Consider the following 16,639-nt stretch of genomic DNA (forward strand, 5'->3'; position numbering starts at 1 on the left):
ATTATTTAGGTCCTCAACAATCCTTCATACCTGTGTCAAGCACCCCGTTTTTGATCCGGTTGTTATGGAGGGTTTGTGTGTTTCATAAACGCGTCTCCCAACAAACTTGCATGGGCGTTTGTGGCTGAACGTAGCAACACGTAACACGAGCGACTGCGTACACGAGTATGGCGCAATTCACGACCCTACGAATTTTATGAAACCCGAGTATCCGAGAGCTATTTTCCAGTTACTCAATCCTTGGCTTTTAAATGTTTCCGATTTTATACAGCCATCTCGTGTAAATGGTGATGGGACAGTATGGGCTCCTTCGGGTGTTTCAACAGAACTATTGTACCGAAGATCTCTGTGATGTCCTCTTTTGGGGATCGGTTGCATTTCAACCTTGAACCTGCCCCTCCTTTATTTTGAATCAAAGAACTGGTGTATAATTGAAATCAAGTTATTTTAATGAGTTTTAAAGTCAGCAGCGGGAGATGCGCAACATGAAACGAATACTGCCCCTCCAGATTTTCCTAGCGCTTTCCATCGGAATCATTCTATCCTCCACAGCGCAGGGCTTCTATCTTTTTGAAAACCAGACCACGGCAGGAAACTACCATTTTTATAAAGTACCTATGACCGACGGCACCTTGTTGGCAACCGATGTATACTTGCCCGATGGGGAGGGTCCGTGGCCCGTTATCTTGGAACGCAGCCTCTACAGCCGTAACATGAATATGAACGGATTCATCAAAGACGGCTATGTCGCGGTTGTCCAAGATGTGCGCGGTTTTGGCGCCAGTGAAGGCGACAATCATGTATTTTTTTCGGACGGATGGCGTCCCAATTTACACGATGGCGCCGATACAGTGACCTGGATTAAAGAACAAGCGTGGTGTAACGGCAAAATAGGAACCAACGGCACCTCCGCACTCGCCATGACCCAAATGTTGATGGCGCCAACGACTCCCCATATCAGCGCCCAATTTGTCAATAAAGTCCCCTCCAATTTCTATTTCGATGTGGTTTATCTTGGCGGCGTATTCCGCAAAAATTTAACGGAAGGATGGCTCGCTGTATTGGGTCAAGTGCCCACCATTCATGTTTATAAAGAAATTCCACAATATAACGACTATTGGACCTATTACAATACGGTGGCAAAGGCTGGATCCATTACAGCGCCCGCCGTCTTTTGCGGCAGTTGGTACGACATCTTTCAACAAGGAACGCTGGAAGGATTCCTTGCCCGCGAAACAGAAGGTGGATCCGGCGCCAAAGGCAACAACTATCTCGTCATGCAGTGGGACACCCATCGTGGCGACATGAGCCCCGACTATCATTACAAAGAGAATCGCAACGACTTTTCGAATTATATACTGCGCAACCGCTTCTTTGACTATCATCTGAAAGGCGATACCAGCGCCCTTGAGGGTATGGCAAAAGTTCACTACTATGTTTTCGGTGATGATACAGCCCCCGATGCGCCGGGAAATGAATGGCGCACAGCATCAACCTGGCCGCCCTGCCCCACCACAGACACGCGCTATTATCTCTGTGCCGACGGAAGCTTAAAAGAGAAAGCAACAACAGACAACAGCGAAGCCCTTGAATTTACCTTCGATCCCCAAGACCCCTTCCCCACCTTGTGCGGCGCTTACCTTTTGCCCAATCTTCCTTCCGGTCCCTATGATCAACGCAAACTCAGCCAACATCGAAAGGATCTTCTCCACTTTGTATCGGCTCCTCTGAAGGAGCCTGTTGAAGTTATTGGGCGCGTCAAAGTAATTCTTTATGTGTCGTCTGATGCGCCGGATACGGATTTTACTGCCAAATTAGTGGACATCTATCCGCTAGGCGACGAACGTGAAATTCTTGTCTTAGATCATATTCGACGGGTAAAAACACGCAGTGGTTTTGATACCATTGCTCCGCCATTGCAAGGCTTGGAGGATGTGGTGGAACTGGAGATTGATCTGTGGAGTACGGCGTGGGTATTTAATACAGATCATCGCATCGGCTTACATATTTCGAGCAGCAACTATCCCCGTTTTGAAGTCAACGTCAACACCGGTGCCGATCATCCCAAAGAGGGCGAGGAGATGCGTGTTGCACACAACCGCGTCCATTGCACGCAGGATTACCCGAGCGTGTTAATCGTGCCCGTGCCGACGCAATAACACGGCCGGCGATGCGATAAAGACTTTCTTTTTATTTCAGCACGGGCTGCTGGTACGGTGTTTAAAAAAAGCAAGAAGGGAGAGGAGGGGCGGCGGGTCTTGGGCTACCCGCCGCCGCCATTACGGTGGGGCGGGGTTGGAACCGCTGTATTACCAGACTCAAGGAGGAGCACGGTTTCAGGATCAGGCTTGCGCCCAGGGCTGAGAAAGGCGCAAGTGGTAGTCCGGTAACCAGTATTTCGGTTTCAAACTCCACCTCTATACTACCACAACATGTAGTGAAAGTCAAGTATTATTTAATTTATTTTTCTAAACCCAATCAGCACATATTGTGGATTTAAAAAAAGACAATTTCATAAAACACAATATATAGACAAAACCACAAGGCGCAACCTAACACACGAACACTACATATTGTGGTTGCAAATCATGCTTACTTGGCACACCATAAAGTGCTTTGCGGAATAGACAGAAAAGGTCGGGAAAGGGTTGTACCTTGATACTCCTTTCTGTATGATAAGCTTTTGACAAGTGATTCCGATATAGATTTAAAACTGAAGGAGTTTAATCGAATGCTTCTCACGATTCTGCTTTCCTTGGTCGCGGTCACGGCCAACAATCCCGGTGATCTTACGCAAGCTTGTGCCCATCGCGGCGATCAAGCCTGTGCCCCTGAAAATACCTTAGCCGCATTTCGTTTGGCTGTAGAGAAAAAAGCGCCCATGATCGAATTTGACGTGCAGGCGACGAAAGATGGGCAACTTGTTATCATGCATGATTCCACCGTCGACAGAACGACTGATGGGAAGGGTAAGGTAGTTGAATTAAGTTTTGACGAAATCCGGGCGCTCGATGCCGGCTCATGGTTCAATGAAAGCTTCAAGGGGGAACAGGTCCCCACCTTAGAAGAAACGTTGGAAATCATTCCGGAATCCATACTATGTAACGTTCACTTAAAAAATTCTCCGGGCGTCGCATTGAATACGGCCCGTGTTATTAAACGCATGGGCAAACTGAAACATTGTTTCTTGGCGTGTACCATAAAACAGGCCGAAGAAGCCCATGCAGAGGTACCGGAGATAAAAATTTGTAATATGGATCGCCAAGGCGCAAATCGAGAATCTTATGCGGAGCAGACCATTGAACTGAAAGCCGATTATATCCAAATACATCTGGGGCAAGGGCTGACAGGATTAAAAGAAGATGTGGACCGCCTCCATGCCGCGGGAGTTTGGGTTAACTTTTTTGGCGCCCAAAAGGAGCCTTTGATTCAAAGCCTTGCCGAGGCGGGCGTTGATTATATTCTTACCGATGATTTGGATCTGTGCCAACGCGTCTTAGAAGAATATGCAAAATAGATTTTGCGTAAATCCTTAATTTCGATAATATATGCAACCATTGGCCTATTAAAGGTATTAATACAGATGAGTGAATACACGGCATAGATCTGGAATGGCTAAGCCCGCTACGACTTCTTTGCCGTGCCATTGTTTTCCGTTTTGGGAGCTGCAGCACCGTTCATTTCAGGGCATCAGCTTCTTGTACGATCAACTAAAGCCTTGATACGCGCCTTGGGATAAGGAGCGATTTGTTGAAGGAGAATCTTGGATGATGAAGAAACTAATCTGGTCGCTTCTGCTTGTGGCGGCAGTAGCGGCACCTTGTTTCGCGCAGGACAGCGCTGCGGTAGCGGATCCGGACTCCCCTGCGGTCATGGCCGTTTCCGAACACATTACCCTGCGCATGATGATCGAACAAGGCGGCGCTATCTTGTGGGTCATCATGGGACTGGGCTTTGTGGCAATCGTGCTGGCACTCTACCTGTTGTTCACAGTCCGCTCCCATCGCGAGATCCCGCCTGCACTCATGAAACGCGCCGTCGCCCAAGTGAAGGCGGGCGAAATTCAAGGGGCTTATCATATGTGCTTGGAACGAGACGAAATTCTGGCGCGTGTGCTGGCAGCAGGTTTGAAAATGAGAGGACACAGCCGTTCGGTTATCCAAGAGGCCATGGAAAGCGAAGGTGAACGCAGTGCCGCCGCCTTGTGGCAACGTATTTCATACCTCAATAACATTGGAACCACTGCGCCTCTTTTAGGGCTGTTGGGCACGGTGTGGGGCATGATGAATGCCTTCGGCGCAATCGCCTTCGACCCGGCCCAAGTAAAGGGGATCACCATGGCGTACAGCGTTTCCATGGCGATGATTACCACGGCGGGCGGGCTCGTATTATCCATCCCCGCCATGGGCATTTATTATTATTTGCGCGGTCGCGTTATCCGCATCATCGCTGATCTTGAGGAACAAGCCAGTATCTTCATTGAACTGCTGATGGAAGAGGATACGCAATGAAAATCCGTCACCGTTTTCAAGAAGAAACAGAAGGCATCCAAATGGCGCCGTTGATCGATATTGTGTTTCTAACCTTGATCTTTTTCATGTGGATTTCGGTCTATGCCACCTTGGAAAGCGAAGTAGATATACAATTACCGACGGCAGATACGGCGCGGCACAGTGAACGGGCTCAAGGTGAAATTTTCATTAATTTGAGCAGTGAAGGGGTCATCACCGTAAACGAACGAGTCTTATCTTTGGATGATTTGCAATTAACCTTGAATCGTGTTGCCGCCTATTTCCCCGGCGGCTCTGTTATTATCCGCGGCGACTTTTCCGCCCATCTGGGAAAGGCGATTCAAATACTGGATTGCTGCCGCAAGGCAGATATACCCAATGTCGCCTTTGCCGCACTCCGTGAAGAGGATCAATAGGGATGACCGCAGCCATACGCTATATTCACAACGCCTGCGCCACTTTCACTAGTTTAGGCTGCCGCGCTTTGATCCTGCTCCCGGCGCTGCTCGGCTCAATCGCCTTGGCCGAAGCGGATACAAGTCAACTCGATTTTGCGAATGGTTTGTTTGCACGGGGATTTTATGAAGAGGCTATGGAAGAATATGAGGATTATCTGTCCGCTGCCTCAGAAACAACAGATGCAGTGGGCACAGCATGGTTACGTCTGGGACGCTGTGCCATTGCGCTGCAATCCTATGAAAAGGCTCTGCAAGCATTTGATCATGCCCTCACGTATAGTGTTTCCCAAACATTGCGCCGCGAGGCTCAAGTGAGCACGGGCGAAGCGCACTTTTTCATGAGCAATTATGAAGATGCATTGAAAGCCTTGCAAAACGTGATCGGTAAAGAAACGCCGGAAGCTCTCCGTGCCCGAGCCTTGTATTATTCCGGGCGATCCTATGCGGAAACAGGCAACAATGAGCAGGCATGCGCACGCTTCTCCACACTGGTTGAAGAACTGCCCCATACGGCACTTGTCGGATTTGCCCAATATCAATTGGGCTTTGCTTATCTGAACGGAGGACATGACGAAAAGGCGGCTCAGGCCTTTTCCGCTGCAGCAAACAATACGGATGCTGACGATGGGTTGCGTATGGAAAGCCGATTTCGCGCAGCAGAGTTATTCGATAAATTGGGCTGGACTGAAGCGGCACTGGGTGCATATGAACAATTGCGCGCCGATTATCCCGACTCAGAATTTTCACGGCGCGCCGATTACGGCTACAGTTGGGCGCTCTACCACGGCGGCCGCTATGACGATGCCTTCACCTTGGCTGACAGCTTGACCCAAGGGGAAGGCGCGCTGCCGCAAGTTGCGGGATATTATTATCTGCAAGGAAACTGCCGGTACCAACAAAAACGCTATGGAGAAGCGCTCAGCTGGTACGCCAAATTAATTCAACAATATCCAGAATCTGCCTTTGTGGAACAAGCCTGCTATAAAACAGCCTGGGCACAGCATTTTTCCGGAGAGGACAGTGCAGCCGAGTCGACGGTGTCGCTATTTCTTCAACAATATCCGGACTCGCTTCATTATGGGGAAATGCTGTATTTATTAGGCACCTTGGAAGTCCTTAGCGGCGATTACGAAATGGCGCTGCAGCATTTTCAAGCGGTCGTGGAAAACTACGGTACCGGCGAATTTTCTGCTGAAGCACTTTTCAAAATGGGTGAATGTTACGCACAATTAGGGCTTGGTGATGAAGCAGCGCGGAGCTTCGAAAGTTTCACACGCCAATATCCCGCGCACAGCCTCACGGAACAAGCTATGATCCGTTCGGGTGACGCACGATTTACAGCCCAGGACTTTGCGGATGCCCTCGCCAATTACAAAGGTATTCTCGAAAAAGAAGGGAACGATCCGGCGTTGGAAGAAGAGGCGCTGTATCGGCTTGCCGTCACCTTCCATAACATGCAAGATTACAAAGAAAGTAGCACCGCTTTTCATCAACTCCTTGAAAAATATCCCGAAGGCAAGTATGCCATGGAAAGCTATTTCCGAATTGGCGAATTTGAACTGCGCCAAAACAAGGATCCGTTCAAAGCCATTGAAGCCTACGAAGCCGCCCTCGCCGCTAATCCTGACCATGCCCTCGCGGCCGCAATCATACAAGGATTAACGACGGCCCGTTACGAACAAAAAGATTTTGAAGAAGCCGCCGCCGGCGTTCTCCAACTGATCCACAAGTATCCCGAAAGCCCTTTGCCGGTGGAAGCTTATCTTTGGTGTGCTCAATGGCTGAATCAAGCTGAACGTGAGCAGGAGGCCATAGAGGTTTTTTCGACCCTGCTGCAAGTGTATCCCCTGTATGAGCAACGTGGTGATATCCTTTATATTCTCGGTCAAGCCGAGGAGAAATTGGAAGCCTTTGATCAAGCTATCACCTATTATAAAGACGCCATCACCACCGATCCCGTTCCCCTGCGCAATGCGGAAATCCATAACCGTTTGGGTAAACTCTATGAAACACGAACGGAATATGAAGAGGCGGAACGTGTCTATGAAGATGCTACCCACCTCGATGGCGGCGAACAATCCGCCAGGGCCCGATTCAATCTTGCCGCCCTTTATGAAACACGCGGAGACAAAGAGCTCGCCGCACGCCATTACATGCGCTTGGCCATTCTTTTCGTCCATGAAACGCTGTCGCCTGAAGCGCTTTGGCGCGCCGGGAATTGTTATTTAGAATTGGATCAAAAAGATCAGGCGCACAGTATTTTTCGCGAACTGATCAATGACTACCCCGATGCGCCGCAAGTCAAGGATGTGCGAAACGTATTGAAACATCCGGGCGAAGCAGCGCCGAACACGACCGCGGAATAGCCATGCTGAGCCGACGCGCCATACTGATCCTTTCTATCGTATTCACCGGCTGTTTATACCTACTGCTTTTGTGGATCTCGCCCACAGTCATACTCATGCGATCGCAGCGATTTATACCGACTATCTCCCAAATGTATCATGTGGATTTGGTGGAAGATCACTACGAAGCAAAAAAGCAGCAGCCCGGACAAGAAGCGCCGGCCCTCTCGGAAGGAAGTATGGATGCAGAAATTATGGAAACAGAGGGCACTTTGCACCTTGATCCGCAGCTGACGCTGCCCCTTGTGGAAACTCCTGACCTCGCAGAACGGAGTGATCAACCCTGGGACAACGATATACGAGAACTTACGCCGGAACCTGAAACTTTCCAATCTGTCGACGCGCGAATTTTGGAGATAGCCGAAGAGACTGCACGAAAAGATATTGATATTGCGCGGCGATTGGTGCGGCCGGGTCCGGACTTTGTCTTGCCCGAAGGTGCCTTGCCCGCGCAGCGCAGTAGAAACGCAGCGCCTGAAGATATCCAATTGGAACCGGCGCGCATCGGGCCCGGCTTTCTCGTACAAACCGTACCGGGGCCCGAAGACGATGATACATCGAGCGGCGCAGAAGGAGCCGCCTTTGAAGCGTTGGTATTTACGCCGGCGCCGGAGGAACAGACCGTCACGCTTCCACAACTGGAACAGCGGGTTCAAGCGGAACCTTTAAAAGCGGAAACGCTCAAAGCGAAAGAGGAAAGCAACTTTACCTTTATGGATGATCTGGTGGATATTCATTTGGATACCTACCTTCCGGATCCGGCTGAGCCGGGATATTTTCGCTTACGTATCCTCCCCAAAGGAGAAAGCGTCTTACCGGCGACACCCAAAAACGTCACCTTTATCGTCGATGCTTCCCGCAGCATTCTTCAACGGAAGCTGGATCTTACTGTGCGCGCTTTGCATGAAGTGTTGGACAGCTTCCGCCCAGATGATCGCTTTAATCTGCTCCTTTTCAGGGACACGGTTACCTCCTTTCAAGAAAACGCTATTAACGCAACACCGGAAAATATCCTTTTAGCCAAGCAGTTCCTCTCCGGTTTGGAATCACGAGGACAGACCGATGTGTATAACGGTTTATTGCCCATTGCTGAACTTCATCCGCAAGAAGACTGTGCCAGCATTATTTTGTTGATCAGCGACGGACGACCCACTACAGGCGTGCGCGACAGCCGTGAAATTATCAACCACATCACCAACATCAACAAACTCGGCAACAGTATTTTTGCTTATGGCGCAGGTAATACGTCTAACCGCTACCTTATGGATTTATTGGCTTACCGCAACAAAGGCGAGGCCTTCGTTTCTGATACGATTTCTACGATCAGCCCCGATCTGAAAGCTTTTGCCGCTCAGTTCGCTGATCCTTTATTAATTAATATTAATGCACGTTACGGAAAAATTATCGAAGAAGAGCTTTATCCCAGAATCATTCCTGACTTTTTCCAAGACCGGCCCGTCACACTTTACGGGCGCTACCAACCGGGCAAAGATCAACACTTTGTGGCACGTATCACCGGCTATGGCGGCGGCCGCTTCAAAGAATTATTATTTCGTGCTGATCTTAGCCAAGCTCAAGCAGGAAATGATAACGTGGCCCATGGCTGGGCATTTCAAAAGGCCTATCATCTAATAGGTGAAATTTCTAAAAAGGGAGAGCTTCCCGAATTGCTGGATGAGCTGGATGTACTTTCCCGAAAGTATGCTATTACCACGATCTACTCGCCTTAAAGACGCCTTGTCTCCCCCACCCCAATTTCAATCCCAAGCAGTAACGGCAGTATAAAACAAAGAAGCGCTGCTCCTGCTACTTGTTCAAGACAAGTCCATATTACGCGGATCTCCCGTCCACGTATGAAACCGGCATCGCCACGGCCCAGTCGAATATTTAATGCTACAACCAGCCCTAAGCTCGAGAAAGGAGTCTCTCATGAACAGCGCACACCGCTTTCGTTTTTTTGTTTTTTTCTATGTCTTGATGATCATGCTGGGAATCACAGCCATCAGTCACGCCAAAGAAGTGGTACTCGTAGATTCTCCGGAAGTAACCTGTGTCGCAGAAGAAGGAGCAGGCAAGCTGTACCAAGTTGGAGAACATCCTGTGCTGGTCATGGAAGGTACGCCGGAGGAAATGGGCTACCAACATGGAAAACTGCTTGCCAAAGAGATCCATCATATAATCCGAGAAGGCTATATGCCCAAAGCTCTTTGGAATCGCGGCTACTCAAAAGAGTATGTGAATGCTCAGTCGGCGCGAATGGAAGCGTTTTTCCCTGAATCGGCGAAAGAGGAATTGCGCGGCATTACCCGCGGCGTTCAGGAAAAGGGATACGACATCACCTATGAAGAAATTCGGCTCGGAATCACACAAGCCGAAATTCTACATTTCCCGCCGGATGGACCGCCTGCATGCTCGAACTTCGCTTGTTGGGGTAAGTGGACTACAGACGGCAGATTATTGCACGGCCGCAATCTGGATTGGAATATCAAAGGGGATGCCCAAGACAGCCATCTCATCTTGGTGTGGCGACCCACAGGAGGGAAGCCCTTCATGATGATCGGATGGGCTGCCGGCATAGGTAGTGTTAGCGGTATGAATAGCCAAGGCATTACAATGGGCGAGATGACGCTGCCCTCCCCCGATGTTACCTTTGACGGACTCCCCCTCTTCTTGCAAATGCGGCTGCTCCTCGAAACCTGCAGTACCCTTGATGAATCGGTCGCGTTTATGGAAAACTGTTCCCGGACCACCGGCTGGAATTTTATTATTGGTGACGGAAAGATTCCCGACGGGCGCGCCCTCGAAACAGACGCCAAATATTGCACTGTGTACGGTCCCGAAGATGAAAAAGAAAATGAACGGACCGGCCATTGGGGAATGAAGGACGTGGTAAGACGTACCAATCACCCTGTTGGAATGGATCAATTGCTGCGCTTAGGTATTGCCATGGGTGAGGAATTCAATATCACGATTAGCTCGGAAAGCGATGTGGAGACTTTGCTGCCCTTATTAAAAGGACAGAACACCTGGCAGCGCTATGAATGCATAAGCAAAGAAATTGAAAAACGAGTCGGCGCAGTGGATGTAAAGGAAGCTATCGAAATGCTCGCCACCACACCCGTATACAATGATGCGACGCTCCACTCCATGGTATTTGATCCGACCAATAATGTGGTCTACGTTGCTAATGCAGGCAACAATCCACCGGTAACAGCGACAGACCGCCCCTATACCCGCATTGACCTTAATCCTTGGTTCAAATAAGAGAGCTGCACTGTAAATAGGCCATGCAGTGAAAGGCTAATCGCCGAAGGAGTGCCTCGTGTAGTATCAACATACACGTGTAACACGGCGGCGGAGCCGCTACAAGGACTTTGGAAAGAGTGGCGCTGCCCTCACCGGGCGGTGTGTACCCTTCTCCAATAAGCCATACCCGCGCCCCATAGAAAACAGCAACGGCATTAAACCGTTGCTGTTGATTCAATCTCTAAGCGTATTCTTTGGCGGGGCGGTGATAAGGTCAATCCACTTTATATTCGCCCAGACCAACCAATTCGATACGGGCATTCTCGGAGCCGTCACCTAATTTCCGGCCAAGGCGCATAATACGCGTATAGCCGCCGGGACGATCTGCGAAGGCGGGACCGATGACCGTGAACAATTTACGGACAACATCTTGATCTCGTAATCTGGCAAAAGCAAGTCTACGATTGGCGACGGTGTCTTTCTTTGCCAAGGTGATCAGCGGCTCAGCAAATATACGCAATTCTTTGGCTTTGTATACGCCGGTTTCAATGGCATCATGTTTAAACAATGCCACAGCAAGATGCTTCATTGTGGCTTTGCGGTGCGCGGTGTCTCTGCCTAGTCTTCTACCTGCTTTTCGATGTCGCATAATTATTCATCCTCATCCATGTCATCGGCAAAATCGCCGTCATCATCTTCGTTTAATAATTCTTCCTCATCGGGATCTTTTGGGGCTTCATCCGCTGCAAGTAAGTCCTCGGACATGTTCTCAGGCATCCGCACATTCATTCCGAGACTGAGCTTATGCGCTTCGAGCACCGAATAAATCTCTTCCAAAGATTTTTTGCCGAAATTGGGCAATTCCATCAATTGCGCTTCGGTCAAAGAAACTAAAGCGCCAACAGTAGCGATTTTGGCAGCCTTAAGACAATTAGACGAACGTACGTTCAGTTCCAATTGCTCAACAGGCCGCGCAAACAACCGCATCATTTCCATCTGCTCCTGCAGCTCTTGATCCGCGTCAGGATGTTTTTCAGAGGGATTAAGCGTAAAAATATCTAGATGTCGGATTAATAAAGCGGCTGCACTTCTTACTGCATCAGCAGGCGAAATACTGCCGTCGGTCAGTACATCAAGCACCAAACGGTCAAAGTCGGTCACTTGTCCAACACGTGCATCTTCTATTTGAAAATTCACTTTGACGATAGGTGAAAAGTTAGCATCCAGATAAATAGTTCCCAAAGGAGCATGTTCAAATTCAAATTGATCAGCGGTCACGTAGCCGCGCCCTTTAGCAACCTTGATCTCCATCTCAACGACCGTATCGCTTTGTGTAGCGGTAAACACGACCAGATCAGGATTAATCACTTCAATGGGCTGCCCTTCAAAAAGGTCTGCAGCAGTCACTTCGCCTTCACCCGTATGGCTGAAGGTAAAAATACGGTTTTCCCCTTCGTTCAAGCGAATTCTGCAGCGCTTCAAATTAAGCACCACATCCGTCGTATCTTCATACACACCGGGGATCGCGGAAAATTCGTGGGGGATATTTTCAAAACGTATGGCAGTAATTGCACTGCCTTCAAGCGCAGACAACAACACTCTTCTTAAGGCGTTCCCAACAGTGGTGCCGTATCCGCGTTCAAAGGGCTCAGCAATAATGCGCGCACTATAGTCGGTAGCATCCTCTTCCAAATTGTACATCTTGGGAATGCTGAATTCTCTTTCGCTCATGGTTTCGCGCCTTTCCGGACTTTGACTCTAATTAAACTTTACCAACACACCACGTGACAGGCGCATAAACTGCTTTCCTGTCCCCATAGTTGCCAAACTCAGACGCGCCGCCTTTTCGGAGAACGGCATCCGTTATGAGGGATAGGAGTCACATCACGAATCAACGTGACGTTGAGCCCACAAGCTTGGATTGCGCGAATAGCAGATTCGCGACCGGAGCCGGGACCATTGACATAAGCGCGCACTTCGCGCAACCCCATATCCAAAGCTTTTTTACCGGCCTGCTCCGCTGCCAACTGGGCTGCAAAGGCGGTGCTTTTACGGGATCCGGAAAAACCGACTTGACCCGCGCTACACCAAGAAACGACATTGCCCTGCGGATCGGTAATGGAAATAATGGTGTTGTTAAACGTTGCCTGAATATGGGCAACGCCTGAAGTGATATTCAGATGTACTTTACGTTTCTTAATCTTAGATTTGCGTTTTTCTTTAGCCACCTTCGTTGTTCTCCTGGCAATTCACCATGTTTGAAGTGTGTTGTAATTAAATCGACGGATCAGGATTAAAGACCGGATCAGGATTTCTTCTTAACGACAGCCATGCGCCGCGGGCCTTTCCGGGTCCGCGCGTTGGTATTGGTTCGCTGTCCGCGCACAGGCAGTCCGCGTTTGTGGCGCATGCCACGATAGGAACCGATATCCATTAGCCGTTTGATGTTGGCATTGGTCTCACGGCGCAAGTCACCTTCCACCTTATAATCGCTCTGGATTACGCCGCTGATCTTATTGACTTCTTCATCATTAAGATCACGAACGCGCGTGTCCGGATTGACACCGGCTTTTGTAAGCAATTCTTTGGCGCGCGTAGGGCCAATGCCGTAAATTGCCTGTAATCCTGCTTCAACGCGTTTATCACGCGGCAGTTCCACACCAACAATACGTGCCATGTAATTTAACTCCCGTATATAACATTGTATGGGCCATGCGCAATGGCTGAGCCCGGTTACCTAGTTTTTATGCTCGATTTTTGAACTGAATATTTAGTCGGCAACGTGACACCCAAGCAGGGCAGCGTTACTTTTGCCGGTAGACGATACGACCACGACTCAAATCATAAGGGGACATTTCTACTTTCACGGTATCTCCCGGCAGAATACGGATGTAGTGCATGCGCATCTTACCGCAAACGTGAGCAAGTATTCTATGGCCATTACTTAATTCGACACGAAACATGGCGTTAGGTAAAGTTTCAGTAACTTTGCCTTCTACTTCTATGGCCTCTTCTTTCATTTAAATACCATCACAATCCATTCATTTCTCAAAGAATTTTCAAAATGAATAATTCTTAATCTGTGCGAACGCCCCAAATGGGCCCGTCGCAATACGATAAAATTTCCGCGCCATCTTTTCGAACCACCACGGTGTGTTCAAAATGAGCGCTCGGTTGACCGTCTTTAGTAACCACGGTCCAATTATCCGGTTTAACACGAACCTGAAAGGTGCCGGCATTAACCATGGGTTCAATGGCGAGCACCATACCTTCTTCTAAACGTGGTCCGGGTTCGCCTGCATCAAAATTGAAGATCTGAGGATCTTCATGCATTTCAACACCAATACCATGACCAACGTAATTGCGAACCACGCTAAACCCGGCATCAACGGCGGTCTGTTCCACAATGATGCCAATATCATTCAAATAGTTTCCGGCTTTCGTTACCCGTATAGCACGGGATAGCGCCAGATCGGTAATGTCAAGTAAGCGGAGCCGCGTCTCATCAACAGAACCACAAGCGTGGGTCAGCGCCGCATCACCGTAATATCCTTTATAACAAGCGCCTATATCGACGCTAACCAATTGTCCGGCAGCAAGTTTGCGTTTGCTCGGAATACCGTGAACGACTTCTTCATCAATGGACACGCAAATCGATGCAGGATAGCCATGGTAGCCTTTAAAGGCGGGCGTGGCGCCCGCATCCAAGATCAGGTTTTCGACTGCACGATCAAGTTCTTCCGTCGTAATTCCGGGGGCAATCAGTTCTGCCACTTTTTTATGGGCTGCAGCAACGATCTGATTCGCTTGGCGTAAAAGGTCAATTTCTCTTTCCGACCGAATGCTAATCATCTCGCTCTCCGGAGATTCAGATCTATCCTCTTGCGCTCCCACTTCGGCACCCGGAACCGTACGGAATCGGCTCTATAGTTTAACACAATTTCAGTAGACATTTCATATTTTTGGTAACACACCAACATGGGTTAGCGCATTCGTGCACGGATACGACCGCCACGAGCGTTACCGAAACCTTCATAGTGGCGCATAACCAAGTGTTGTTCTATTTGCTTGACTGTATCTAATGCCACACCCACGAGAATCAACAAGGTCGTACCGCCAAAATAGTGTGCAATTGTCATATCCGGAACACGGAGCAGTTGCACAATAACAACGGGAATCAGTGCTACGGCAGCAAGAAATACGGACCCTGACCACGTGACCAAGCTCATGATACGGCCCAGATAATCGGCCGTTGCTTTCCCTGGGCGCACGCCTATAATCACGCCGCCATATTTCTTCATATTGTCTGCCATCTCAGCGGGGCGGAAGGTGCTGGCTGTATAGAAGAAGGAGAAGAAGATAATAAAGAGCGCGTAAATCGCATTATAGACAAAGCCTAAAGGATTCATAGCTGTAGCCAAAGCCCTTTCAAGCCAAGGCCAAGGAATAGAAAGATTTTGGATTAACGAGTTGGGCAGCATCAAAATAGAACTGGCGAAGATGATGGGAATCACGCCGGCTTGATTCACACGTAAAGGCAGATAGGTGCGCTGTCCGCCGGAAACACGTTTCCCTTTAACTTGTCGGGGATATTGCACGGGGATACGACGTTGACCGGTGGTAATCACGATAGCAGCGGCCACAACAAAGACCATCATGAAAGCGAGCACAAGGGCTGTCGCCATGGTTATTTGTCCGTTGCGCAGAAGACTGGCAAGATTGCCCACTGCCCGAGGCATTTCGGAAATAATACCCGTAAAAATAATCAGGGACATCCCATTACCGATGCCCGATTCAGTAATCTGTTCACCGATCCACATGATAAAAGCGGTGCCCGCTGTCAGCGTGATCATGGTCAGTGCGAGGAAAAAGATACCGGGGCGGGGAACGATGTCCGGTCCCATGCTTTGCAGATAAGCGCCAATTCCTATAGACTGAACGATACACAATAGGATGGTACCGTAGCGCGTATAGTCGTTGAGTTTACGCTGTCCTTCTTGACCTTGCTTCTGCAGTTCTTCCAAAGCAGGAATCACATTCACCAACAAGGACAGGATAATCGATGCTGTAATATAGGGCATAATCCCTAAAGCGAATACGGTTGCATTTTTAAATGCACCGCCGGAAAACATATCATAAAGTCCGAGGAGGCCGCCGGTTTGTCCCAGCATTTTCGCCAAGGCGCCGCCGTCGACACCCGGCACAGGCACGTGCGCGCCAAGACGATAAATAGCCAACATGACCAAAGTAAAAAAGATACGGCTTTTTAGTTCCGGAATTTTAAATGCGTTTTTAAAGGCTTCAATTGGTTCGGCCACAGTTTATGCTCCTTAGCGGTCCAACTATAAATAACGGGTCATCTATAATTTAACTTACTGCTACAATATCCACGACGCCGCCGGCTTCTTCAATTTTCGCGCGCGCGCCGGCACTTGCAGCTTGTACTTTCAACGTAAGTCGTTTCGTGATTTCGCCGCGCCCTAAAAGTTTTACACCGCCTTTAGACGATTTAATAATACCGAGGGCAAGAAGCTTTTCAAGAGTAACTTCGTCTCCATCATTGAAAGCGGCATCGAGAACATCTAAATTGAGTTCGGAAAAGGGATGTCTGTTTTCATGATGGAAGCCTCGTTTGGGCAGGCGACGCCCCAAGGGCATCTGTCCGCCTTCGAAACCGGCTTTTTCGGTGTAACCCGAACGGGATTTCTGGCCTTTATGACCACGGCCGGCTGTTTTGCCCCAGCCGCTGCCATGACCGCGACCAACCCTCTTTTTTCCTTTACGTGCGCCCGGCGCACTTTTTATTGTATGCAGATCCATCTTCTTTTATATCCTTCCATCGGTTGAGCAGTACCGAGCAAGTAATCGTTTCTACAAATAGTTTCGTAGGCTTTAGATAATTTCAGTCATATCCAAACCGCGATCAGCCGCCACTCTTTCGGCTTTGCGCAGCATCTTTAATCCTTCAATGGTCGCCCACACAATGTTCGTAGCGCAGTCGGATCCCAATGATTTGGTG

General features: G+C 49.1%; 15 protein-coding genes and 1 pseudogene. 8 read left to right on the top strand and 8 right to left on the bottom strand.

What is annotated here, in order from left to right; all coding sequences use genetic code 11:
• Window positions 1–485: 485 nt before the first annotated feature.
• From GX117_03725 to GX117_03755, 7 genes are all read left to right on the top strand, one after another.
• Entirely contained in the window at window positions 486–2,159 is a 1,674-nt protein-coding gene (locus tag GX117_03725) for a CocE/NonD family hydrolase (protein ID NLO32453.1), read from the top strand.
• Window positions 2,160–2,731: 572 nt separating this feature from the next.
• On the top strand, window positions 2,732–3,517 hold the full coding sequence (locus tag GX117_03730; GenBank protein ID NLO32454.1) for a glycerophosphodiester phosphodiesterase: 786 nt from the start codon (window positions 2,732–2,734) through the stop codon (window positions 3,515–3,517).
• Window positions 3,518–3,767: 250 nt separating this feature from the next.
• Window positions 3,768–4,511: a MotA/TolQ/ExbB proton channel family protein gene (locus GX117_03735; GenBank protein ID NLO32455.1), complete on the top strand. Its 744-nt coding sequence runs from the start codon at window positions 3,768–3,770 to the stop codon at window positions 4,509–4,511.
• A complete protein-coding gene (locus tag GX117_03740; GenBank protein NLO32456.1) occupies window positions 4,508–4,927 on the top strand; it encodes a biopolymer transporter ExbD in 420 nt (139 codons plus the stop codon). Before GX117_03735 ends, GX117_03740 begins: the two co-directional genes overlap by 4 nt.
• A gap of 2 nt (window positions 4,928–4,929) precedes the next feature.
• Window positions 4,930–7,335, top strand: coding sequence for a tetratricopeptide repeat protein (locus GX117_03745; GenBank protein NLO32457.1), 2,406 nt, complete (start codon window positions 4,930–4,932; stop codon window positions 7,333–7,335).
• Window positions 7,336–7,337: 2 nt separating this feature from the next.
• The gene (locus GX117_03750) at window positions 7,338–9,104 is read left to right on the top strand and encodes a VWA domain-containing protein (GenBank protein NLO32458.1); all 1,767 of its coding nucleotides are present in this window, start codon (window positions 7,338–7,340) and stop codon (window positions 9,102–9,104) included.
• A 199-nt stretch (window positions 9,105–9,303) separates the two neighbouring features.
• Window positions 9,304–10,638: a hypothetical protein gene (locus GX117_03755; GenBank protein ID NLO32459.1), complete on the top strand. Its 1,335-nt coding sequence runs from the start codon at window positions 9,304–9,306 to the stop codon at window positions 10,636–10,638.
• 256 nt (window positions 10,639–10,894) lie between these two features.
• On the opposite strand, the gene rplQ is transcribed toward GX117_03755, so the two are convergent.
• Window positions 10,895–11,269, bottom strand: a complete 375-nt coding sequence (rplQ, locus tag GX117_03760; GenBank protein NLO32460.1) for a 50S ribosomal protein L17 — start codon at window positions 11,267–11,269, stop codon at window positions 10,895–10,897.
• A 9-nt stretch (window positions 11,270–11,278) separates the two neighbouring features.
• Here rplQ and GX117_03765 point away from each other — a divergent pair.
• Window positions 11,279–11,380: pseudogene (locus tag GX117_03765) on the top strand (FmdB family transcriptional regulator).
• 1,069 nt (window positions 11,381–12,449) lie between these two features.
• On the opposite strand, the gene rpsK reads toward GX117_03765, so the two are convergent.
• From rpsK to rpsE, 7 genes are all read right to left on the bottom strand, one after another.
• Window positions 12,450–12,869, bottom strand: coding sequence for a 30S ribosomal protein S11 (gene rpsK, locus GX117_03770; GenBank protein NLO32461.1), 420 nt, complete (start codon window positions 12,867–12,869; stop codon window positions 12,450–12,452).
• 56 nt (window positions 12,870–12,925) lie between these two features.
• A complete protein-coding gene (gene rpsM, locus GX117_03775; GenBank protein NLO32462.1) occupies window positions 12,926–13,297 on the bottom strand; it encodes a 30S ribosomal protein S13 in 372 nt (123 codons plus the stop codon).
• 127 nt (window positions 13,298–13,424) lie between these two features.
• The gene (gene infA / locus GX117_03780; protein NLO32463.1) at window positions 13,425–13,640 is read right to left on the bottom strand and encodes a translation initiation factor IF-1; all 216 of its coding nucleotides are present in this window, start codon (window positions 13,638–13,640) and stop codon (window positions 13,425–13,427) included.
• Between the two features lie 55 nt (window positions 13,641–13,695).
• Window positions 13,696–14,472 carry a type I methionyl aminopeptidase gene (map, locus tag GX117_03785; GenBank protein NLO32464.1) on the bottom strand — a complete coding sequence of 259 codons (777 nt, stop codon included), beginning with the start codon at window positions 14,470–14,472 and terminating at the stop codon, window positions 13,696–13,698.
• 131 nt (window positions 14,473–14,603) lie between these two features.
• Entirely contained in the window at window positions 14,604–15,938 is a 1,335-nt protein-coding gene (secY, locus tag GX117_03790) for a preprotein translocase subunit SecY (GenBank protein NLO32465.1), read from the bottom strand.
• 49 nt (window positions 15,939–15,987) lie between these two features.
• Entirely contained in the window at window positions 15,988–16,440 is a 453-nt protein-coding gene (gene rplO, locus GX117_03795) for a 50S ribosomal protein L15 (GenBank protein NLO32466.1), read from the bottom strand.
• Between the two features lie 72 nt (window positions 16,441–16,512).
• Window positions 16,513–16,639 (bottom strand): 30S ribosomal protein S5 (rpsE, locus tag GX117_03800; GenBank protein ID NLO32467.1); only part of this gene is annotated, 127 nt, incomplete at its 5' end.

This window comes from Candidatus Hydrogenedentota bacterium (assembly GCA_012523015.1).
Lineage (GTDB): Bacteria > Hydrogenedentota > Hydrogenedentia > Hydrogenedentales > CAITNO01 > JAAYBJ01.